Origin of the sequence: Amphritea sp. (assembly GCF_048266285.1) — a bacterium.
Classification (GTDB): Bacteria; Pseudomonadota; Gammaproteobacteria; order Pseudomonadales; family Balneatricaceae; genus Amphritea.
Genome location: NZ_JBLWZV010000007.1, coordinates 117330 through 140265 on the forward strand (window position 1 = coordinate 117330; position 22936 = coordinate 140265).

22 protein-coding genes are annotated in these 22936 nt (G+C 42.3%); 21 read left to right on the forward strand and 1 reads right to left on the reverse strand.

Annotated elements, in window-relative coordinates; genetic code table 11:
- Positions 1-2 precede the first annotated feature (2 nt).
- The 11 genes from ACN0T0_RS10495 (at position 3) to ACN0T0_RS10545 (ending at position 8945) form a co-directional block, all read left to right on the forward strand.
- The gene (locus ACN0T0_RS10495) at positions 3-809 is read left to right on the forward strand and encodes a ParA family protein (RefSeq protein ID WP_417225814.1); all 807 of its coding nucleotides are present in this window, start codon (positions 3-5) and stop codon (positions 807-809) included.
- 3 nt (positions 810-812) lie between these two features.
- Positions 813-1694, forward strand: a complete 882-nt coding sequence (locus tag ACN0T0_RS10500; protein WP_417225816.1) for a ParB/RepB/Spo0J family partition protein — start codon at positions 813-815, stop codon at positions 1692-1694.
- Positions 1695-1901: 207 nt separating this feature from the next.
- The gene (locus tag ACN0T0_RS10505; protein WP_417225818.1) at positions 1902-2318 is read left to right on the forward strand and encodes an ATP synthase subunit I; all 417 of its coding nucleotides are present in this window, start codon (positions 1902-1904) and stop codon (positions 2316-2318) included.
- Between the two features lie 15 nt (positions 2319-2333).
- Entirely contained in the window at positions 2334-3176 is an 843-nt protein-coding gene (gene atpB / locus ACN0T0_RS10510; protein WP_417225820.1) for a F0F1 ATP synthase subunit A, read from the forward strand.
- Between the two features lie 83 nt (positions 3177-3259).
- Positions 3260-3490, forward strand: coding sequence for a F0F1 ATP synthase subunit C (gene atpE / locus ACN0T0_RS10515; protein ID WP_091354170.1), 231 nt, complete (start codon positions 3260-3262; stop codon positions 3488-3490).
- A 63-nt stretch (positions 3491-3553) separates the two neighbouring features.
- A complete protein-coding gene (locus ACN0T0_RS10520; RefSeq protein WP_417225823.1) occupies positions 3554-4024 on the forward strand; it encodes a F0F1 ATP synthase subunit B in 471 nt (156 codons plus the stop codon).
- Between the two features lie 12 nt (positions 4025-4036).
- The gene (locus ACN0T0_RS10525; RefSeq protein WP_417225825.1) at positions 4037-4573 is read left to right on the forward strand and encodes a F0F1 ATP synthase subunit delta; all 537 of its coding nucleotides are present in this window, start codon (positions 4037-4039) and stop codon (positions 4571-4573) included.
- A 15-nt stretch (positions 4574-4588) separates the two neighbouring features.
- Positions 4589-6133 (forward strand): F0F1 ATP synthase subunit alpha, encoded by a 1545-nt coding sequence (atpA, locus tag ACN0T0_RS10530; protein ID WP_417225827.1) that lies wholly within the window; start codon positions 4589-4591, stop codon positions 6131-6133.
- Positions 6134-6207: 74 nt separating this feature from the next.
- On the forward strand, positions 6208-7071 hold the full coding sequence (gene atpG / locus ACN0T0_RS10535; RefSeq protein ID WP_417225829.1) for a F0F1 ATP synthase subunit gamma: 864 nt from the start codon (positions 6208-6210) through the stop codon (positions 7069-7071).
- Between the two features lie 37 nt (positions 7072-7108).
- Positions 7109-8485 carry a F0F1 ATP synthase subunit beta gene (atpD, locus tag ACN0T0_RS10540; protein ID WP_417225831.1) on the forward strand — a complete coding sequence of 459 codons (1377 nt, stop codon included), beginning with the start codon at positions 7109-7111 and terminating at the stop codon, positions 8483-8485.
- A 34-nt stretch (positions 8486-8519) separates the two neighbouring features.
- The gene (locus ACN0T0_RS10545) at positions 8520-8945 is read left to right on the forward strand and encodes a F0F1 ATP synthase subunit epsilon (RefSeq protein ID WP_417225832.1); all 426 of its coding nucleotides are present in this window, start codon (positions 8520-8522) and stop codon (positions 8943-8945) included.
- A 136-nt stretch (positions 8946-9081) separates the two neighbouring features.
- On the opposite strand, the gene ACN0T0_RS10550 is transcribed toward ACN0T0_RS10545, so the two are convergent.
- The gene (locus tag ACN0T0_RS10550; protein WP_417225834.1) at positions 9082-9822 is read right to left on the reverse strand and encodes a TrmB family transcriptional regulator; all 741 of its coding nucleotides are present in this window, start codon (positions 9820-9822) and stop codon (positions 9082-9084) included.
- A gap of 138 nt (positions 9823-9960) precedes the next feature.
- On the opposite strand from ACN0T0_RS10550, the gene glmU reads away from it, so the two are divergent.
- From glmU to ACN0T0_RS10600, 10 genes are all read left to right on the forward strand, one after another.
- The gene (gene glmU, locus ACN0T0_RS10555) at positions 9961-11328 is read left to right on the forward strand and encodes a bifunctional UDP-N-acetylglucosamine diphosphorylase/glucosamine-1-phosphate N-acetyltransferase GlmU (protein WP_417225836.1); all 1368 of its coding nucleotides are present in this window, start codon (positions 9961-9963) and stop codon (positions 11326-11328) included.
- A 12-nt stretch (positions 11329-11340) separates the two neighbouring features.
- A complete protein-coding gene (gene glmS / locus ACN0T0_RS10560) occupies positions 11341-13170 on the forward strand; it encodes a glutamine--fructose-6-phosphate transaminase (isomerizing) (protein ID WP_417225838.1) in 1830 nt (609 codons plus the stop codon).
- A gap of 449 nt (positions 13171-13619) precedes the next feature.
- A complete protein-coding gene (locus tag ACN0T0_RS10565) occupies positions 13620-15515 on the forward strand; it encodes a hypothetical protein (RefSeq protein ID WP_417225840.1) in 1896 nt (631 codons plus the stop codon).
- Positions 15515-16765, forward strand: coding sequence for a hypothetical protein (locus ACN0T0_RS10570; RefSeq protein ID WP_417225842.1), 1251 nt, complete (start codon positions 15515-15517; stop codon positions 16763-16765). The genes ACN0T0_RS10565 and ACN0T0_RS10570 overlap by 1 nt, the downstream gene beginning before the upstream one ends.
- A 1-nt stretch (position 16766) precedes the next feature.
- A complete protein-coding gene (locus ACN0T0_RS10575) occupies positions 16767-18149 on the forward strand; it encodes a hypothetical protein (protein WP_417225844.1) in 1383 nt (460 codons plus the stop codon).
- A 1-nt stretch (position 18150) separates the two neighbouring features.
- Complete coding sequence (locus ACN0T0_RS10580) at positions 18151-19779, forward strand: hypothetical protein (RefSeq protein ID WP_417225846.1); 1629 nt, start codon at positions 18151-18153, stop codon at positions 19777-19779.
- A 2-nt stretch (positions 19780-19781) separates the two neighbouring features.
- Positions 19782-20462, forward strand: coding sequence for a 6-hydroxymethylpterin diphosphokinase MptE-like protein (locus ACN0T0_RS10585; protein ID WP_417225848.1), 681 nt, complete (start codon positions 19782-19784; stop codon positions 20460-20462).
- The gene (locus ACN0T0_RS10590) at positions 20459-21334 is read left to right on the forward strand and encodes an SMP-30/gluconolactonase/LRE family protein (RefSeq protein ID WP_417225850.1); all 876 of its coding nucleotides are present in this window, start codon (positions 20459-20461) and stop codon (positions 21332-21334) included. Before ACN0T0_RS10585 ends, ACN0T0_RS10590 begins: the two co-directional genes overlap by 4 nt.
- Positions 21328-22239, forward strand: coding sequence for a glycosyltransferase (locus ACN0T0_RS10595; RefSeq protein ID WP_417225852.1), 912 nt, complete (start codon positions 21328-21330; stop codon positions 22237-22239). Before ACN0T0_RS10590 ends, ACN0T0_RS10595 begins: the two co-directional genes overlap by 7 nt.
- Positions 22229-22927 (forward strand): acylneuraminate cytidylyltransferase family protein, encoded by a 699-nt coding sequence (locus ACN0T0_RS10600; RefSeq protein ID WP_417225854.1) that lies wholly within the window; start codon positions 22229-22231, stop codon positions 22925-22927. Before ACN0T0_RS10595 ends, ACN0T0_RS10600 begins: the two co-directional genes overlap by 11 nt.
- Positions 22928-22936: the final 9 nt, after the last annotated feature.

A 22936-nucleotide genomic window follows, 5' to 3' on the forward strand; every position in this document is an offset into this window, starting at 1 on the left:
ACGTGACCAAAATATTAACCATCACCAACCAAAAAGGTGGCGTGGGCAAAACGACGACCTGCGTTAACTTGGCCGCTTCGTTAGCGGTCACCAAGAAACGGGTGCTGATGATTGATATGGACCCTCAGGGTAACGCGACAATGGGGAGCGGTGTCGATAAGCATAATCTGAAAAATTCAGTTTATGAGGTGCTTATCGGTGAAGCGACCATGGAAGAATCCATTATCAAGGGCGCACCCGCCGGCTATGACTTGGTCGGCGCGAATGGCGATCTGACGGCCGCTGAAGTGGAACTGTTACAGTTACCACGGCGTGAATTCAGAATGAAGATGGCGTTAGAAAAAGTTAAAGCGAATTACGATTTTATTCTGATTGATAATCCGCCTTCGCTTAATCTACTCACCGTTAACGCGTTGGCAGCATCGAGTGGCGTAATTATTCCGATGCAATGTGAATATTATGCCCTGGAAGGTATCAGTTCGTTGGTCGGCACCATCAATAAGATTAATAAACGCTTAAACCCCTCATTGAAAATCGAGGGCATTCTACGCACCATGTTCGACCCGCGGATGAGTCTGACTAAAGATGTTTCTGATCACTTGGTCGAATATTTTGGTGATCAGGTTTACCGCACGGTTATTCCCCGTAACGTTCGCTTGGCCGAAGCCCCCAGCCATGGGTTGCCGGCGTTGATGTACGATAAAAACTCGCGGGGCTCAATCGCCTATCTGGCATTGGCGGGTGAACTGATTCGTAAATCGAATCAGAATGATAAAAAACAGGCAGATACACAGGAACAGGAAGACTGATTGATGGCGGCTAAAAAGCGTGGTTTAGGACGGGGGCTGGATGCTCTGTTATCAACCGGTACTAATTATGCAGAGGAAGCTGTAACAGAGGCCACACAGAACGGTACCGATGGTTATTGCTTGATGTCGGTTGATCAGATTCAGCGGGGTAAATATCAACCGCGTCGAGATCTAGAACCTCAGGCACTGGAAGAGTTGGCGAATTCTATTCGTGCCCAAGGGGTTATGCAGCCGATAGTGGTGCGTCCTATCGCCGATAACCTCTATGAAATTATTGCGGGCGAACGTCGCTGGCGTGCGAGTCAGATGGCTGGCTTAGAGACGATTCCTGCGATTATTCGTGATGTGCCTGATGAAGCGGCGATTGCGATGGCGCTGATTGAAAACATTCAGCGGGAAAATCTGAATCCCATGGAAGAAGCGATCGCCCTCGATCGCCTGAAAATGGAATTTGAACTGACCCAGCAAGAAGTCGCGGATGCGGTTGGTAAATCCCGTTCGTCGGTGACTAACCTGTTACGTTTGATGCATCTCACCGATGAGGTGAAGAAGATGCTAGAGTACGGTGATCTGGAAATGGGTCATGCGCGTGCGCTGTTGGGTATGGATGGCGAAGATCAAATTGTGGCGGCCAAAGAAGTCGTTGGTAAAAATATGTCGGTTCGGCAGACGGAAGATCTGGTGCGCAAGCTGCAGCAGAAGAAAACCGAACCAGCCCAAACACCCAAAAAACCAGATCCTCTGCTGAAAGACCTATCAGATTCTCTTTCGAGTCGACTGAACAGCAAAGTTTCCATCAGTGAGAACGCGGCAGGCAAAGGTAAAATTACCATCGCTTATGAAAACCGTGAAAAATTTGATGCCATCATGAAAGCCCTTAAATAAAAAAGGTTTTTTTGACCGGCATTGTGCCTAGAGATACCGATATTAGGGTATTTACTTAGTTCTTCGTCTCTGCCGGTCTAATACAAAAGTGCAAATCGAGCTGAATCGTGTTGAAGCAGAGGCATTAAGCCCCTATAATGCGCTGGCTGTTGAGGGTATCTATCAAGGCCCTGAACTGCAGATGACGGAAACTGAGGTTGTATCGATATGAGAAACGGGCACCGGAAACCTGGCGTTCATGCTCGTATCGCCTTGCAACAATTTAGAAAAGTCTTCTTGATTCAAGTAGTTAGTATGATAGTGATTGCTGGAGTATCACTATCGCATAGCGTGAGTGCAGCATACTCATCCCTTTGTGGAGGTATGATCTTTTTACTGCCCAGTTATGTGTTCGCTTGGCGAGCACTGATTGCGAAACAAGCAAAAAATACTCCTGGCGCTGTTATTGCACAGCTATATACGAGTGAAATATGGAAAATGGGCTTATCCATCGCACTCTTCTCTGCGGTGTTTATCCTGATTCAACCTCTGAATCCATTTTCCTTATTTGGCACTTATATATGGCTTCAGCTGGCCGGTTTTGTCGCCCAGTTGAAGTTAAATAACAGATTCTTAAAACTTTGAATGAGAGAGATAGTAATGGCTAGTGAAATGACTTCCTCAGCCTATATTTCCCACCACCTGACGAACTGGACGTTTGGTGTGCACCCTGAAAGTGGTTTGGGCTTTGCTCATACTGCTCAGGAAGCAGCAGAAATGGGATTTTGGGCAATTCACGTAGATACAATGCTGTGGTCTGTAGGTTTGGGCCTGTTTTTTATCTGGATGTTCCGCAAAGTTGCTAAAACAGTAACCTCCGGTGTTCCAGGCAGCACACAGAACTTCGTTGAAGTGATCATCGAGTTCGTTGAAGATAATGTAAGCAGTATTTTCCACTACAAAAATGCGTTAATTGCCCCGTTGGCACTGACTATTTTTGTTTGGGTCTTCCTGATGAATACCATGGATTTGATCCCCGTTGACTGGATTCCTTTCCTGACTCAGAAGATCGGTGAAGCGTTTGGCGCGGATCCACATCACGTCTATATGAAGGTCGTACCGACTACGGACATCAACGCTACCTTAGGTATGGCGATTGCAGTGTTCGGTTTGATTCTGTTCTACAGTATCAAAATGAAGGGTTTAGGTGGTTTCCTTGGCGAACTGGCTTTCCAGCCGCTGGGTAAATGGATGCTACCTTTCAACTTGTTCCTGGAGATCGTAGGCCTGTTGGCTAAGCCAGTATCACTGGCGCTGCGACTGTTCGGTAACATGTATGCAGGTGAGATGATCTTTATCCTGATCGCTCTGCTGCCGTTCTGGGCGCAATGGCTGCTGTCTGTGCCATGGGCGATCTTCCACATTCTGGTAATTACGCTGCAGGCGTTCATCTTCATGGTTCTGACGATTGTCTATCTGGCCATGGCGCATGAAGACCACTAAGTAGTTGTAATAACTGAATAATTAAACGATTTCTTTTTAAATATTAACTTAAACTTTAGCAATTAAAAATCGGAGAAAAACTGATGGAAATGGCATTGCTGTACATCGCTGGTGCACTGATGATGGGTCTGGGGGCTGTAGGCGCCGCTGTAGGTATCGGCATCTTAGGTGGTAAGTTCCTTGAAGGTGCTGCTCGTCAGCCTGAACTGATCCCACTGTTACGTACTCAATTCTTCATCGTAATGGGTCTGGTTGATGCCGTACCTATGATCGGTGTTGGTCTGGGTCTGTACGTACTGTTCGCTGTTGCATAAGTAGAGCTACATACGTCCCTTTATGGGTAACTACTTTTTAAGACAACCGCGAGAGGTAATGGCGTGAATATCAATCTAACCATCTTTGGTCAGATCATTGCATTTGCCTTCTTCGTTGTATTTTGTATGAAATACGTTTGGCCACCAATTACTGGTGCGCTGGCAGAACGTAAGAAGAAAATTGCAGAAGGTCTGGACGCTGCCGACCGCGCTCAACGTGATTTAGAACTGGCTCAAGAAAAAGCCATGTCTGATATGCGTAAGAGCAAGGAAGAAGCAGCCGCCATCATTGAACAGGCTAATAAGCGAGCTAACCAGATCGTTGATGAAGCTAAAGAGAAAGCACGTGAAGAGGCAGCTCGCCTTGTCACAGCTGCTCAAGCTGAAATCGATCAGGAAGCAAATCGTGCCAAAGAAGTTCTACGTGCTGAGGTTGCTGCTCTTGTAGTAGCTGGTGCTGAGAAAATTCTTGAAGCGTCTGTTGACGCTAATGCGCACGCACAGCTTGTTGAAAAACTAGCTGCTGAGCTTTAAGCGAGGTTTACGATGGCTGAACTCAATACAGTCGCTCGGCCTTATACCAAAGCCGCTTTCGAGTACGCTGTGGATAAGGGTAATCTTGACCTGTGGTCTACCATGCTGGCAACTGCTTCTGCAGTCGCTCAGCATGAGACGATGAAACTGGTTCTGGGTAACCCTGGTCTTACTAGCGAACAGAAAGCTGAAGCAATGAACTCTGTCTGCGAAGAGCAGATGGATCAGTCAACGAAGAACTTTATCTCTTTGTTGGCCGAAAATCAGCGCTTGGCTTTGTTACCAGAGATCTCTGCGCAGTTTGAACAGTTGAAAGCTAATCAACAGCATTCTGTTGAAGTAAGCGTGACAACTGCCTTTGATCTGGGCGAGCAGCAGCAACAAAAATTAACTCAGGCACTGAGCTCCAAGCTGGGCCGCGAAGTGAGTCTGACTTCCGAAGTGGACAAGTCCATTATCGGTGGTGTGATCGTTCGAACCGATGATATGGTTATCGACGGCTCTATTCGTGCTCGACTGGCTAAGCTAGCCGAAGCAATGAACTCCTGAGTGTGAGGATTAAACATGCAGCAACTGAATCCATCTGAGATCAGCGAGATTCTTAAGAGCCGCATCGAGAAACTTGATGTCTCTTCTGAAGCCCGTAATGAAGGTACTATCGTCAGCGTTTCTGACGGTATTATCTTGATTCACGGCCTGGCTGACGTAATGTACGGGGAAATGATCGAATTCCCTGGCGGTATCTACGGTATGGCGCTCAACCTTGAGCGTGACTCTGTAGGTGCTGTAGTACTGGGTGACTATCAGGGTCTGGTAGAAGGTATGACCGCGCGTTGTACTGGCCGTATCCTGGAAGTACCTGTTGGTCCGGAACTGCAGGGTCGTGTAGTAGACGCCCTGGGTAACCCGATCGACGGTAAAGGCCCAATTGAAACTAAACTGACTGAGCCTGTAGAAAAGGTTGCACCTGGTGTAATCGAACGTCAATCAGTTGATCAGCCAGTGCAAACTGGTCTGAAATCTATTGATGCCATGGTGCCAATCGGCCGTGGTCAGCGTGAGCTGATCATCGGTGACCGTCAGATTGGTAAATCTGCGATCGCGATTGACGCTATCATCAACCAAAAAGGCACTGGCGTTAAATGTGTCTACGTTGCGATCGGACAGAAGCAGTCCACTATTGCCAACGTAGTACGTAAGCTGGAAGAGCACGGCGCAATGGAACATACCATTGTTGTTGCTGCTGGTGCATCTGATCCTGCAGCAATGCAGTTTCTGGCGCCTTATGCTGGTTGTTCTATGGGTGAATATTACCGTGACCGCGGTGAAGACGCTCTGATCGTATACGATGATTTGACTAAACAAGCTTGGGCTTACCGTCAAATCTCCCTGCTGCTGCGCCGCCCACCAGGCCGTGAAGCATACCCAGGTGACGTATTCTATCTTCACTCCCGTTTGCTGGAACGTGCTGCGCGCGTTAACCCAACTTATGTTGAGAAATTTACCAACGGTGAAGTTAAGGGCAAAACTGGTTCCTTGACTGCACTGCCAGTAATCGAGACACAAGGTGGTGACGTATCTGCATTCGTACCAACTAACGTTATCTCCATCACTGATGGTCAGATCTTCCTGGAAGCGGACCTGTTTAACTCAGGTGTTCGTCCAGCGATCAACGCTGGTCTGTCTGTATCCCGTGTAGGTGGTGCAGCTCAGACTAAGATCATCAAGAAGCTGGGTGGTGGTGTTCGTTTGGCTCTGGCTCAGTATCGTGAGCTGGCGGCATTCGCTCAGTTTGCATCGGATCTGGATGATGCGACCCGTGCTCAACTTGAGCATGGTCAGCGCGTAACCGAGCTGATGAAGCAGATGCAGTACTCCCCAATGTCAGTTGCTGACATGGGTCTGAGTCTGTTCGCTGCGAACGAAGGCTTCCTGAACGATATCGACCTGAACAAGATCCTTGATTTTGAAGCGTCCCTGATCGCTTATTTCAACAGCGAGTATGCTGATGTAATGGGTAAGATCAACGAAAGTGGCGATTACAATGATGAGATCGCGTCTCAGTTCAAGGCTGGTATCGAAAAGTTCAAATCTACCCAAACTTGGTAATAGCTCATTAGAGTGGGGGTCTGTGTAAGCAATTATGCAGGCCTGAACTAAGTAAAGGTTTAATAGGTGGAACTATGGCAGCCGGAAAAGAGATAAAGACGCAGATAAGCAGTATTCAGGGCACACGTAAGATTACCAGCGCTATGGAAATGGTGGCTGCATCTAAAATGCGTAAAGCTCAGGATCGCATGCAGGAAAGCCGTCCTTACGCCCGGAATATCCGCAGCGTAATTCAGCACCTGGCGAAATCCAATCCTGAATATAAGCATCTGTATCTGCAACAGCGCGAAGTAAAGCGTGTCGGTTTCATTGTTGTAGCAACCGACCGTGGTCTCTGCGGTGGCTTGAACATTAATGCGTTCAAAGCAGCGATTGCCAAGATGCAAGAGTTCAAAAACCAGAATGTCGAAATGGACATCTGTGCATTGGGCTCTAAGTCTGTAAGCTTCTTTAAAACCTATGGCGGTAATGTAACCGCAGCGAAATCTGGATTGGGTGATAAGCCTGAAATAGCTGAGCTGATTGGTACCGTCAAAGTGATGCTAGATGCTTACGACGAAGGCAAGCTGGATATGCTGTTTGTTGTATCTAACGAATTCGTTAATACGATGACACAGCAGCCACAAGTAGAGCAGATTCTTCCGCTGAAAGCAGAAGACGATGATGACCGTCTTAACCATCACTGGGATTACATCTACGAACCTGATGCACGCGAGTTGTTGAACGGCTTGCTGGTTCGTTATATTGAGTCCCTGGTCTATCAGGCGGTGGTTGAGAACAATGCCTGTGAACAGGCAGCACGAATGCTGGCGATGAAGAATGCAACCGACAACGCCGGTGACCTAATCGATGAGCTGCAAATGGTTTATAACAAGGCTCGTCAAGCGGCGATTACTCAGGAAATCTCTGAAATCGTAAGTGGTGCTGCTGCTGTATAAGGCAGTTAACAGGTTTAAATGTTAAGAGGATCCGAACATGAGTAGCGGACGTATTGTTCAGATTATCGGCGCAGTTGTCGACGTGGAATTCCCACGTGACAGCGTACCGAAAATCTATGATGCACTGACTGTTGAGTCTAAAGGACTCACACTTGAAGTTCAGCAGCAGCTGGGTGATGGTGTTGTACGTGCAATCGCTATGGGTCAGACGGAAGGCGTGAGCCGTGGTCTGGACGTAGTTAACACTGGTGCGCCAGTTTCTGTACCTGTTGGTACAGCAACACTGGGTCGTATCATGGATGTATTGGGTAACCCAATCGATGAGTGTGGACCTATTGGTGAAGAAGAGCGTATGCCTATTCACCGTAAGGCACCTTCTTATGCTGACCAAGCTGCTTCTAACGAGCTGCTGGAAACCGGCATCAAGGTAATCGATCTGGTATGCCCATTTGCGAAGGGCGGTAAAGTTGGTCTGTTTGGTGGTGCCGGTGTAGGTAAAACCGTAAACATGATGGAACTGATCCGTAACATCGCGATCGAGCACTCTGGCTTCTCCGTATTTGCGGGTGTAGGTGAGCGTACTCGTGAAGGTAACGATTTCTACTACGAGATGAAAGAATCCAACGTATTGGATAAAGTATCTCTGGTATATGGTCAGATGAATGAGCCTCCAGGTAACCGTCTGCGTGTAGCGCTGACAGGCCTGACAATGGCAGAGAAATTCCGTGACGAAGGTCGTGACGTACTGTTGTTTGTTGACAACATCTACCGTTACACACTGGCAGGAACAGAAGTATCTGCACTGCTGGGTCGTATGCCTTCAGCGGTAGGTTATCAGCCAACACTGGCGGAAGAGATGGGTGTTCTTCAGGAACGTATCACCTCGACTAAGACGGGTTCTATCACGTCTATCCAAGCGGTATACGTACCTGCGGATGACTTGACCGATCCATCACCAGCAACGACGTTCTCACACCTTGATGCAACAGTTGTACTGTCTCGTCAAATTGCTGAGCTGGGTATCTATCCTGCGGTTGATCCATTGGATTCTACCTCACGTCAGCTGGATCCACTGGTTATCGGCCAAGAGCATTATGATACTGCTCGTCAGGTTCAGGGTGTACTGCAGCGCTATAAAGAGCTGAAAGACATCATTGCGATCCTGGGTATGGACGAACTGTCTGAAGAAGATAAGCAGGTAGTAACGCGCGCTCGTAAGATTCAGCGCTTCCTGTCTCAGCCATTCTTCGTAGCTGAAGTATTCACCGGTTCTCCAGGTAAGTACGTTTCCCTGAAAGACACCATCAGCGCGTTCAAGGGCATCCTTGCAGGCGACTATGATAGTCTGCCAGAGCAAGCGTTCTACATGGTTGGCGGAATCGACGAAGTGGTTGAAAAAGCTAAGAGCATGTAAATGCGCTTAGTTAACCTTTTAAAAGGATAACAACATGGCTATGACTGTTCATTGTGACATCGTAAGTGCTGAAGAAGAGATCTTCTCTGGTCTTATCGAGTTCGTTTCAGTGACAGGTAGCCTGGGTGATCTGGGTATTTACCCAGGTCACGCTCCGCTTCTGTCGGAACTGAAACCAGGTCCTGTAGAGCTAAGGAAACAGGGTGGTGAGCAGGAGATTTTCTACGTTTCTGGTGGGTTCATCGAAGTTCAGCCACACAAAGTCTCTGTCCTAGCGGACGTTGCACTGCGTGCGGGTGACATCAATGAAGCTGCTGCAGAAGAAGCGAAGAAACATGCTGAACATGTGATGGCTGATAAGAGTAGCGAACTGGATTATTCCCGTGCGACTGCTCAGTTGGCCGAAGCTGCAGCTCAACTGCGTACTATTCAGCAGATTCGTAAGAAGATGGGTAAATAACCCAGCCTTACTTAACTGCTACTCGAATAAAAAAGCGACCTTAGGGTCGCTTTTTTTTTGCCAAGAATAGAGTACCGTAGCTCATCGCTTGAACGCCACACAACAGTGTTAATAAGCACAGATTTTGCACTATCCCTTAAAGTAGACTCCACAAGGTATCAAAGATAATCTTTTGGGCGGTGGCTACCTCTTTGGATTCAATCACCACGGCAGTGGGGTAGTTCGCTGAAGCTAGGGAAATAATCGCACACTTGGGCGGATAAACAGCGATATAAGCCGCATCGACTTTACCCTCAGTTTTAATCCACTTTCGTTCACTCAGTTCAGCATCTTCGCCACCTTCGCCAATGGCGATCACTTTTACCTCGATACCTTTCAAAATTCGTTGAGAGGTAAAGTTAGGGAAAGGCCGGTACAGGTGATTACGAATAGGCTTTGACGAAAACACGGAATAGCGTTTGGGTTGCTGAGTTTCAACGGTATTGAGAATATCCCGGAGTACCTGTTCGATACCACTATCGCCTTCATAATAACTAACATTAGCGGTGTTAAAGTCAGGCATCAGATGATGCAACTCAGGCACAACCTTGGTTTTCAACTGATCAATCGCTGAATTTAGGGAATAACGGCGCTCTTCCGCTAATTGTAATAGCACCTCGGGCTCTCGAGCGCTGAATAAGCGACGTTTACCTTTGGGGAGGTAGGTGACAATACCTTTCTGCTGCATCTCTTTCAGGCAGTCGTAGGAGGTGCCTCGGTTGATGCCTGCTTTTTCGGCTATTGTCCGGATGGCACTTGGCCCAAGCGAGAGCAATGCTCGGTAAAGAGTGATTTCGCGCTTACTCAGACCAAGCAATTCAAACAGTTCATCATTCATAATTGTCAATTATTCTCTGACATTTTATATTGCATATAAGACCAGTTAGATTAAAGTTCTGTTAAATCACCTTTTGTGTCAACAGTTACAGAGCATCATATTGGATTGCGGCTGTAATTAACTAGGGAAGTCACCGCTTTGAACACCCTTGATATCGTTATTCTGGCTGCAGGTCAGGGAAGCCGGATGAAGTCATCTTTACCGAAAGTACTACATAGCATTGGTGGAAAGTCGATGTTACAGCATGTGATCGATAATAGTCGTTCATTGGATAATGCCAATATTCATGTTGTAGTCGGACATGGTGCAGAGCACGTTAAGACTGCTTTGTTAGGTCAAAATGTACAGTTTGCCTTGCAGGCAGAACAGCTAGGCACGGGACATGCGGTCGCTCAAGCGATGCCTAATATCACCGATGATGGGGTAGTGCTGGTGCTTTACGGTGATGTGCCACTTACTCAAACTGAAACCATGGCTGAGTTGGTTAAGATTGCTGAACGTGGTCAGTTTGGTTTATTGACAGTTAATCTCGATGATCCGACCGGTTATGGTCGTATTGTGCGCAGTGATGCTGGCGATGTGGTTGCCATTGTTGAGCATAAGGATGCCAGTGAAGCACAACGGGCCATCCGTGAAGTGAATACTGGAATTTTGGCGTTACCAGCAGCGTTGCTGAACGACTGGATACCTCAATTGTCCTCTAATAATGCTCAAGGGGAGTACTACCTAACCGATATTATTGCGATGGCTGCTGAACAAGGCGTGCGCATTCAGGCGATTCAACCGGCGACCGAGCAAGAGGTTCAAGGGGTTAATAACCGCCTGCAACAGGCTGCACTTGAGCGTTGGTACCAGCGGGGCCGGGCTGAAGCGCTAATGCTAGAAGGGGTTTCTCTGGCAGATCCGGCGCGGCTTGATGTGCGTGGTGAAGTGAGTGTTGGCCATGATGTAACTATCGATATCAATGTCATTCTCGAAGGCAAAGTGGCTGTTGGCGATAAAGTCACCATTGAAGCTAACTGCATCATAAAAGATTCCATTATTGGCTCCGGTAGCCATATCAAAGCGAACTCAATGCTGGAGCAAGCGGTGGTTGCTGATCACTGTGATATAGGCCCTTATGCTCGGTTACGGCCCGGTAGTCAGCTAGCAAATTACGCTAAAGTGGGTAATTTTGTTGAAACCAAAAAAGCCTTTATCGGCGAAGGCAGTAAAGTGAGTCATCTGAGCTATATCGGTGATGCGCAAATTGGAGCCGAGGTGAATATTGGTGCGGGCACGATTACCTGTAACTATGACGGGGTGAATAAGTCGATTACCGAGATTGGCGATGGGGCTTTTGTCGGTTCAAATAGCGCATTAGTTGCGCCGGTTAAAATTGGCGCAGGTGCTACGGTGGGCGCTGGATCTACTATCACCAAAACGGTCGAAGCTGACCAGTTGGCTCTGACCCGGGCAAAACAGTCAAATCTGAATAACTGGCAGCGTCCGGTTAAAAAGGCGTAAGGAAGCAGAATTATGTGTGGAATAGTAGGGGCTATCGCTGGCCGGAACATTTCAGCGATTCTGCTGGAAGGTCTTAAACGACTAGAATATCGGGGTTATGATTCTGCCGGTATGGCGGTATTAAACAGTACAACGGGACAGCTCGATCACCTCAAACGGGTGGGCAAAGTTGCACAGTTGGAAGCTGCGTTAGCGACTTCATCATTGCCGGGCTATCTGGGAATAGCCCATACTCGCTGGGCAACTCATGGCAAACCCGAGCAGCGCAATGCCCATCCACACTTGTCTGACAATCGTATCGCGGTGGTTCATAACGGTATTATCGAAAACTATACGGCACTGAAAGATGAGCTGAGTGCAGCCGGCTATGAGTTTCTGTCTGATACCGATACTGAGGTGGTCACCCATCTGATTCATCGAGAAGTCGCCGCTGGTAAAGCGCTAAAAGAAGCGTTACAGATAAGCTTAACTCGTTTAGATGGCGCCTATGCCCTCGCGGTGATTGACCAACAGCAACCGGATCTATTATTGGCAACTCGTATGGGCAGCCCACTGGTCATTGGCGTGGGTGTTGAGGAAAACTTTATCGCTTCGGATCCTTTAGCATTATTGCAGGTGACGGATCGCTTTATTTATCTGGAAGAGGGTGATCTAGCTGTTATCAGCCGTTCAGAAGTCGATATTGAGAATGCGGCCGGTGAAGTGGTACAGCGAGATATACAGCGCTTTGAACACGGCCATGACGCTGCCGATAAAGGTGAATATCGTCACTATATGCTCAAAGAGATCTATGAGCAGCCTAAAGTCATCCGCAATGCTCTTGAAGGGCGTATCCACCAAGGGCATGTGTTGGAGCAGGTGTTTGGTAGTGATGCTTCAGCATTATTTGATCAGGTGAAAATGGTACAGATCGTCGCTTGCGGCACCAGTTATAACGCTGGTGTTGTCGCGCGTTACTGGATCGAAAAATTGGTCGGTATTCCCTGCATGGTCGAGGTTGCCAGTGAATTTCGTTATCGTAAAACTGTCTGCATGCCCGGCACACTATTTATTACGATCTCCCAGTCCGGCGAAACGGCCGATACACTGTCAGCTTTAAGAGAAGCAAAAGAACAGGATTATGTTGGCTTTCTGGCTATTTGTAATGTTGCTGGTAGCTCTTTGGTGCGCGAATCCGATCTGGCGATTATGACCAATGCGGGCCCTGAGATTGGCGTGGCCTCAACCAAAGCCTTCACCAGTCAGTTAGTGGTGTTGATGCTGACGACCTTAGTCTTGGGACGTCGCTATGGCTTAGAGGGGGAAGCCGATTTTGTAACGCAACTGGAGCAGTTGGCCGGATTGACAGAACAGGTGCTAGCGCTAGATGGACAGATCCAGAAGATGGCTGAGCACTTTGTCGATAAACACCATGCCCTGTTTTTAGGGCGCGGCACTATCTATCCTGTGGCAGTTGAAGGCGCTCTAAAGCTTAAAGAGATCTCCTATATTCATGCCGAAGCTTATCCTGCGGGTGAGCTAAAACACGGCCCTCTGGCGCTGGTAGACGAAGATATGCCGGTGGTTGCTGTCGCTCCGAATAACTCTTTACTCGAAAAACTGCAGGCGAACCTAGAAGAGGTACGCGCACGGGGTGGCAAATTGTTCCTCTTTGCCGATTCTAAAGCCCAGGTAAAACCGGGGAATGATCTTGAATTAATCACCCTGCCGGATGTTCCGACCGTCATGGCACCGATCATCTATTCAATCCCGTTGCAGTTACTGGCATACTATGTTGCCGTGCTGAAAGGCACCGATGTGGATCAGCCTCGAAACTTGGCTAAGTCAGTAACGGTGGAGTAAGAACAAGCGTGATGGTTTGTTAGCGAAAACCTGTGACAGTCATCAGGCATCTGTTTATGTATCAACTAACACCTTCACACCCTGACCATCACCTAAGGTGACTTAAGCCGAAGTGTCTATCTGCTCTTATCAATCAACGCCAAAAGAGCTAAAAGTTAGCGAGATGTCAATTTAATGAGCAATAGCTGTGTTTTCTGTGGCTAAATTTTGTTTAAATTAGCATCATATAGTCTAAATTTTGGCAGCAGGCTTTTTTGAACCGTCGTACTTAATCTAAGCTATGTGGTACGAGTTAGGTGTTTCTTTTACTGTAAAGTTTATTACTGACATCAATAGTCGGGTTAAATCATCGCCGATGTGAATGAAAAATACAGTTTTTCGTTTTCTTGTATACAGGGCAGTATAGAGGCAGCTAAGCCTTTTAGTTTGATTAATGTAGGAAGCAATAGATGAAAGAACTGGTTTTAAACACGATTAGTACCCTCCATTACGAAATGCTGGCACAAGCTTTTAGTTCTCAGGGCCTTACAGTTGTTGAACGTGATAACAAACGTTCCCGAACGAAAGAATTAGTGTTCTATTGCTCACCTGAAGCCTACCTCTTAGCGTCTAAGCTCAGCGTGGCTGAACCAAAGTCTGATGATGAGCTTCTAGCTGAATGGCAAGAGCAAACAGAAGAGCAGATGGACTATGTTCTATCTAACTCTAAAGAATGCTATTTGATTGATTTCGACTACGCTCTGAGTGATCAAGACTCATTTATTCAGTTTTTAAAATGCAGTGTAGATATTGAGATTTCAGATTTTTCTGCTTTAGTTACAGACAAGCCTGCACTTGTAGAGCAGTGCTTGCTGTTGATTGATGACGATATACAGCAAGAAACGTACGAAGATATAATTTCCGCAGCTGATTTCTACAAAAAAACTGAAGATTCAACTCCTAAAGCTAGATTGCATGCGCTCATTGGCGAGTTACAGCAGCAAAACGAAGATGTTTTATTAAAAAATAAAGAGCACATAGCAGTAAGCCATCTTCTTCAAGAAGAAAATGCAAAGCTGCACGAGGAGTTGGAAACAAGTGTTGAGCGCATAACAGAATTAGATAGAGATAAAATAGCACTGCTAGCTGAAAATGAAGCGTTGTTATCACAGTATGAAAGTCTTAAAAATCAATACGATCAACAAGAAAAAGATAACGCCAAGCTGCAAGCACTGCATCAACAGCTAGAAAGTAATACTGAATTGAGCTTATTACAGATAGCGCAATTGCAAGAGGAGTTGGAAGCAAGCTTCATTAACAATACAGAACTAAAGGGCGTCAATGAAAGAGTGCTGGCAAAGAAAGCAGCGCTGTTATCTCAGTATGAAAGCCTTAAAGAGCAACACGCCCAGCAACAAACGGAAATCAAAAAGCTCAATGAGTTGCGGCAACAACTTAAAGATGATAATGAGTTGGGGTTGTTGCAGATAGCGCAACTGCAAAAAGAGTTGGAAGCAGGTTTCATTAACAATACAGAATTAAAGGGTGCCAACGAAAGAGCGTTGGCTGAGAAAGCCACGCTGTTATCTCAGTATGAAAGCCTTAAAGAGCAACACGCCCAGCAACAAACGGAAATCAAAAAGCTTCACGACCTGCAGCAACAACTTGAAAGTGATAATGAGTTGGGGTTGTTGCAGATAACACAACTACAAGAAGAACTGGAAATAAGCTTTGTCAGTAATAAAGGGTTGGAAGAGCAGAATAAAGCGCTATTGTCAGAAAAAGAAAAGCTTGAAACTCAGCTTCATCAACAAAAAGAAAACAACAGTCGTTTAGATAAAGAATTAAAAACGATCGCTTCTAATAATGCCGATTTAAAAGGTATCAATGAAATAGCGTTGTCCGAGAAAGCGTCGCTGTTATCTCAGTATGAGAGTCTTAAAAAACAATACGATCAGCAACAGGCGAACAATACTAAGCTGCAAATTCTGCAGCAACAGCTTGAAAGTGATACTGAGTTGCAGATAAAGCAGCTGGAAAAAGAGTTAGAAGCTTATGTGACTAAAGATTCAGAGGTTAGGGCGAGCAATAAAGAGCTTGTTATTGAAAAAGAACAGATAAAAGCAGCGCTAGATCAAAAGCAAGATGAATTAACGCAGCTATATAATAAATACGCTGCGCTGGAAACAGATAATGAACTAGGATTGCTACAAATAGCGCAACTGCAAGAAGAGCTCGAATTTTATTATATGAAACTACAAGGAGGCGGTACTGCTAAATTTAAAGAAAAAAGTGCTGAGCCACATCTATTTGTGATACAGCAAAGCCTTCAGTTAGCGCAGCACTTAAAAAATAGATGTGCATAATGTTGACGAGCACAGATGTTAAGCAAGAGCTGATTATTCTTGATCCAGGCTTAAGAGAGTTTGGTGGCCATCATCCTGCTATGATAGAAGAGCTAGGATGTTCTTCTGTGATAGCACAAAAAAATATAAAAGTTACCATATATGCGAATCAAGACTGCGGTGAGGATTTGCGCGTTAGCCTGTCTAAAAATGATATTAATATAATTCCCCATTTTAAAAGTGACTTTTATTGTTATTTTTATAGCAATGAAAAACTTTCATATTACAGTCATTATATAAAGATATTAGCAAGCGAATACTATCAAGCACTGTGTTTTTTTGAAAACAAAAAAGTCATTTTTTTATATCACACACTAAATTGGGAACATGCTTCAGCACTTTCTTTAGCTATCGGTTTATATCAAAAAAGAGGTGGTCAGAATCATCAACATCTCGTTTGCTTAATGTATAACCCTTCCTTTATGGGTGATTATGGTGATATAGATAAAAGTCGATACTTGAAATTCCACCTTGGTTTTAGCGCATTATCTAAACTTTCTAATGTGTCATTACATGCGGCTGAATATGAGCTGACAAAAAATTATCAAGCGATGCTTGGACAAGTGATAGATTGGCATCCTTGTGGTTTACTATCAGCTCAATATATTGAAGAGATTAACGATAATAGAAATACTAAAAATAAAATCTTAATTTATATTGGTGATGCAAAGAAAAATAAAGGTTTTTTAGTGCTGCCTAACTTACTTAAACAATTGATGGAAACCATCTCTGATCCTAATATCCGGTTTGTAATGCAATATACTATTACGAATGATAGCAAAGAGTTAGCAGACGTTGATGCAGCACTTTTAAAACTGCAGAGAAAAGACAGTAGAGTTGTTTTATATAGGCACTTTTTAAGTGGCGAAGAGATGCATCAGTTATGGCTCAATACAACTCATATCGTTTTTAATTATGATGAATCAGCCTATCAAAATCAAAGCTCGGGCGTATTATGGTTAGCGGCTGCATATAAAGTTAATTTATATTTAATGACTGATACCTGGTTAAACAGAGAAGCCAAAAGGTTAGATTGTAATTACTACGAATGTAAAAATATGAAGCAATTAACGCAATGTTTAAGCGATAACATTAAATATGTTAAACATAAAAATATTGAAATACATGATGGTAGTGAATATTCACAGAGATTATTTTCAGATTTAGGTGAGTGGTTAGTAGAGAAATTGACCACTACGAGAGGCAGCTAACGTGAAACAGCTAATCAATACATATTTAAACGGTACACTAGGGCAAATTATCTATGCTGGGGTGGGTAAAGCCTCGACATTAGAATGCTTGCTGGCGCTAGATTTCAAGTCACTTAAGTTGATAGAGCCCATAGCGACCACTGCGAAGAGGCGTGAAAAAAGGTATGGCGGTGAAAAAGTAGAAGTAATGCATGCCGCTTTAAGTTCAGTAACAGGTAACGATGATTTCACTGTTATGCAGCCTGAAAAATATAGTTCGTTAAAACAAGAGATAAATCTTCGGCATATATTAAAAAATAGTCAAGTTAAAGCGGTTGAACCAATTAAAACAATCGGATTATCTGACCTTATCGAAGAGGCTAAACTGTCTAAGGATGAGAATAATGTCTTGATTCTAAACGTTAACGGCCTAGAGCGCGAATGTATAGAAAATACTCCTATAGAGTCCATTACACAGTTTTCTACATTGATTGTTCAAATAGAAACACAAGGAATATATACACAAGATAGTCATATTGATAGGCAGTTAAAAGCTTTGTTGAAGCCGTTAGGATTTTATTTTGAAGATATTAAGCCAGAAAATACAATTTTTGCAAACTTAGTATTTAAAAGAGATGATGCTGCTTTGGCGCAGATAGCTAATCTTCATCAGGTTGTAAGCGCTAATCAAGAGTTAAAAAACCAGTTAGAGCAAATTGGCGCTGAACGTGAATCGCTAGCAAACAGATTTAATACCAGAGAACAAGAGTTAGAAGAAAGTAAAACTAAACTAACTCAGCAGCAAGAAGATGCCGATAAGCAAAAAGCTGAACTGTCAGCACAGGTTGCTGAAGCAGGTGCTAAGGCTAAGCAGTTGGAAGCTCAGTTAGCAGAACGCACTCAGCAGCGTGATGAGCAAAACAAACACCATCAAGAGCATAAGAAGCGAGCAGAAAGCTTTAAGTCTCAGTTAGAGCAGGTGAGCGCTGAACGTGAATCGTTTACAGCCAGGCTTGAATCAAGCCAACAAGCGCTAGAAGAAAGCCAAAATAGGCTAATAGAGCAAGAAGACGAAGCAGATAAGCTAATAAAACAAAGTAATGTAGAGAATAGTAGCTTGTTGAAAAGGCTAGCTGCTCTTGTCACAGATAAAAGCGAACTCGAAAAAGAATTATTAGAAGTCAAACGTTCAGCAAGTTTAGGGCAAAAAATGCTCGCAAAGTCTCAAATTGATTTAGATAATTTGCGAGATTCGTATAATAAAAAAGCAAATTCAGAAAAAGACCTTGTTGAGTTAGTAAGAGAATTAAAAGAAAAGTTAACCTTAGCATCTAAGTATTATTATCAATTGCAAAAAGAGCATCCAGAGCTGCTTTCCTCAGTAAGTAATACGGAGGAGAGATAGTATGGCATCAAACATTGAACTTTTTATAGAACAGTTGAATAAAGCTGTTGAACTTATAGATGAAACAAAATCTGCAGAACTTGATAGCCATCTCGTAGAAATACCATTGTCAGGTAAAGAGGACCTAGATACTCAATCATTACTAGCAAGGTGTGAAAACGTATGTAATGTTTATGATTCGGATAAACCAACAATTAGAATTATACATACTTTAGTATGTAATAGTGGTGAGATAGTTACTAAATGCCTATCAGCTATGCCAAATACTTTTCTGTTAAATAATGTACATCCTTATTGTCATGAATTTAATAAAGAAAATAAAAATTATAGTTCATCAGATATATCTTTGCTAAGTAAACATGCTGGAATACCTAAACAAAAAGAATTAGCAGATAGGTTGTTTAAAAAATCTATAGATGAATTGTATCAACATGTTGAAAATATTGGCGGGGTTTTGGTTTTATGTGATTATAGCTATGGTGACTTTAATCCTAAAACATTTGCGGTTAAAAAAAATAGTTTAGTTAGGTTGTTAGAAGACAGTTATACAATAAAAAATGTACTTTTAGTAAGTAACCCTTTAAATTATTATGCTTCACTTAAAGAGAATGATGTATTATTAGCTGAGCAAGTAAATCTTGATAATTTTTTTAAAGTGTATCTTGACGTATTAGAACAGTTCGAAGATAAAAAAATATATTCATTTGAAAAATTCATTTCAAATCCAACTGAAGAATTGGAAACTATTACAAAGTATTTAGGCATTAATTACAGTGATTTTTTTGAAGATATTTATGGGCCATTTTCGAATGATTGTGAAAATGTCGCTTTGGACAGCGTAAAAGAAAATACAATAAATGCCAATAACATACGAAAGATAAATGATTTTTTTAAAAAATCTGGTATAGATTATTATCCTTCAAATACAAACGCTATTAAGAATTGCAATCAAGAGAGTAAAACAAAAAATTATAATATACCTGAATATATAGAGAAAAAAGGTCATCTTTGTATTACCGTCGCGGGGATGAGGCACTCAGGATCAACCGCTTTATTTAATATACTGCGCTTAGCTATTCAGAGTTTGGGGGTTTCAATCGAGAGTGGTTATTCCGAACATTTAAAATTTGATGAAAAATTAAATAGTAAAAAAGAAGTGTTTTTAATAAAAACTCATGAAATAAGAGACGATATAAGAGATATCTCTAATATTGTTATTACTACTGTTCGAGATTTAAGAGATTCAGTTGCATCCGCACAACGTCGTGATTTTGATTTGCTTAATGATGTTGGTGGCGTTGTTGCATATGCTAAGTATAATCGTTCATTACATGACAGTTGGGAACAATATAGTGATTACATATTTAATTATGAAAGCTTCATGCGGGCGCCAAGAGAAGAAATTAGAAAATTATTGAGCTTTTTAGGATTGGCTGATGTTAGTGTTGAATATATCCATAATAGTATTATGAATTTGCCTATAGATAAATATGAAATTACACTTTTGAGTCCAGAGCATATTACAGACCCCGAACGTTTAGAGAATTATAAAACAACCTTGTCAGTAAAGGAAATAAATATTATTAATAAACAAAATTTTTCTTGGTTAAAAAGGTTTGGTTATAAATAATTATGTTAGATATTTATAAAGATAGACATAAAGGTGAGCGTTGTATAATAATATGTAATGGGCCTTCTTTGAATAAAATGGATCTTTCGTTTTTAAAACATGAGATTTGTTTTGGTCTTAATAAAATATATCTTGGTTTTCGTAAGTTTGATTTTTACCCTAAGTATTATGTGTCAGTTAATGAAAAAGTGTTACGTCAAAGTGAAGCAGAAATAAAAGAGTTAACAAGTATTAAGTTTTTGAGTAATCGATGCCCAGATATTTTTAAGAATAATAGTCTAACTCATATTTTGGATACATCTAATCCACAGCATCGTTTTTGTAAAGACATTTCATCGGGTATAGAAGAGGGATGGACTGTTACATATGCAGCATTACAAATAGCCTATTATATGGGCTTTACTAATGTAATCATAATAGGTATGGACCATCGATTTTCTTTTACTGGTAATGCAAATGAAGAAAATATCTTGATAGGTGAAGATGTTAATCATTTCTCGAATGAATATTTTGCAAATAGTGCGTGGGATAACCCTGATTTATTGAATTCAGAAGAGTCTTACCGAATTGCGAAAGATGTATATGAATCAGAAGGGCGCCATATATACGATGCAACGGTTAATGGAAACTGCAATATTTTCAATAAAATTGATTATTTAAAGCTATTTGAGGGTAAGGTATGATTAAAATCTTTTCTGAACTGCGATGTAGTTTAGGTGAAGGCCCTATATGGCATAGAAGTCGAAATAGTATTTTTTGGGTTGATATTAATAATAAAAAAGTTTACGAAAAAAATATTGATAGTGACAACAAGTATTATGATAACTTATGGGAATTTGATTTAATGGTCTCAGCACTTGCTGTAGATGCTAAATCGAGTAATAAGTTATGGTTGATTGCTGAAAACTCTATAATACACTTTGACCTTGTATTTTCTAGTTCTAAAGTGATAAAGAATATACCAATTCCCATAGATTGTAGAACAAATGATGCAAGTGTTAGCCCTGACGGAAAGATATGGTTTGGAACTATGGAGAAAGCTCCTACAGGTCTAAATGGTAGTATATACTCCTTTGATAAAAATGGTTTTTTAACAAAAGAAATAGCAGGAGTTGGGATACCTAATACTATGAGTTGGTTAGAAGAGGATACTTTGTATTTTTCAGACTCATATGAACAAAAAATGTATCGTTATAATATCAAGAGCAAAGAAAAAAATGTTTTCATAGATTTAACAAAAGGATATGCCACTCCAGATGGCGGTGCATTCAATAACACCGGTGATCTTTGGAATGCACAATGGGATGGTCAGCGAGTAGCCTGTTATAATCAAGAAGGCTCTTTATTAAAGGCGATTGAGCTTTTAGTTGATAGACCAACAAGCTGTTGTTATGGCGGTAAAAATATGGATAAGTTGTTTGTCACTTCTGCACGAGAAGGGTTGAGTAATAAGCAACTTGAAAAGCACCCATATTCTGGTTGTTTATTTGTTTTAGATATTGGTGATATTGGAAAAGAAGTTCCGAGTTTTTGTCATAGTGAGGATTTATGCTAGCTAGTGTAATAATAAGAACGTTAAATGAAGAGAAATATTTACATGAATTACTCACGGCAATCTATGCTCAAAAATGTGATAGAGTTGGATTAGAGGTTGTTATTGTAGACTCGGGCTCCACTGATAATACATTACATATTGCGGAGGAGTTCGGATGTAGAATAACGTATATAGATAAATCAGAATTTACATTCGGTCGTTCATTAAATATCGGTTGCGAGTTCTCGACGGGTGATTTTTTAGTGTTTATCAGTGGGCATTGTATCCCCACTTCTACTGAATGGTTAGATAATCTATGTTCGCCATTAATCGATCATGAGTGCTCTTACAGCTATGGGCGGCAAGTGGGTCGTGATACCACTAAGTACTCTGAGCAATGTCATTTTAATAAATGGTTTCCTGAATATAACAAAATTCCTCAAAAAGGCTTTTTTTGTAATAATGCAAATGCCGCTGTCACTCGGTCTGCTTGGGAATTACTTAGATTCGATGAAGCTCTCACCGGCTTAGAAGATATGCATCTAGCAAAACGATTGATTACTCAGGGATATTCTATTGCATATATATCGGAAGCACCGGTCTATCATATACATGATGAAACATGGAAACATGTCAGAATTCGTTATGAACGTGAAGCGTATGCTCTAAAAGAAATAATGCCTGAAGTTCATTTTTCTTTTCCAGATTTTTTAAGATATTATATCTCAAGTATTATGTCTGATAGCGCTTCAGCAATTAGAGATAAAACATTACTGACAAATTTTAAAGATATATTATTTTTTAGGTTTAATCACTATTGGGGAACCTACAAAGGTAACCATGAAGTTAGATCGCTATCAAAAGCACAGAAAAAAAATTACTTCTATCCAAAAGATTTAGAAAGAGATCACTATAATGAGAAATAAAGTTGTAGCATTACTGCCAATGAAGGCAAACAGTTCGCGAGTAAAGGGGAAGAATTTTAGAGATTTTTGCGGTAAACCTTTATTCAGGTGGATATTAGATAGTTTGTTAGCGGTAGACGAAATAGATCAAATTATTATTAATACTGATGCTCGAGCTATCTTATCTGAAAATGGTTTAGTCGATACTGATCGAATTGTTATTCGTGATCGAAAGCCTGAAATATGCGGCGATGATGTTTCCATGAATTTAGTATTAGCAGACGATGTCGATAATGTAGAATCTGATGTATATTTAATGACTCATACGACAAACCCACTATTGTCTTCAGCGACAATAAAAAAAGCGATAGCGCAATACTCTGAAGCTCTTAATGCTGGCGCTGCAGACTCATTATTCACTGTTAATAAAATACAAACGAGATTTTATACAGAAAGTTGCAAGGCTGTAAATCACGACCCTGATAACCTTATACCTACTCAGGATCTCGAACCATGGTATGAAGAAAACTCAAATTTATATCTATTTAATAAAGAGAGTTTTGCTAAGACAGAGGCTCGTATTGGAGCTTGTCCTACTATGATGGTGTCACCTGCTTTGGAATGCTCTGATATAGATACGCCCGATGATTGGGACAGGGCTGTTGTTATGACCCATTACATGCTGGATAAAGGCTTAATTGAAGTATAAGGAAAGTAT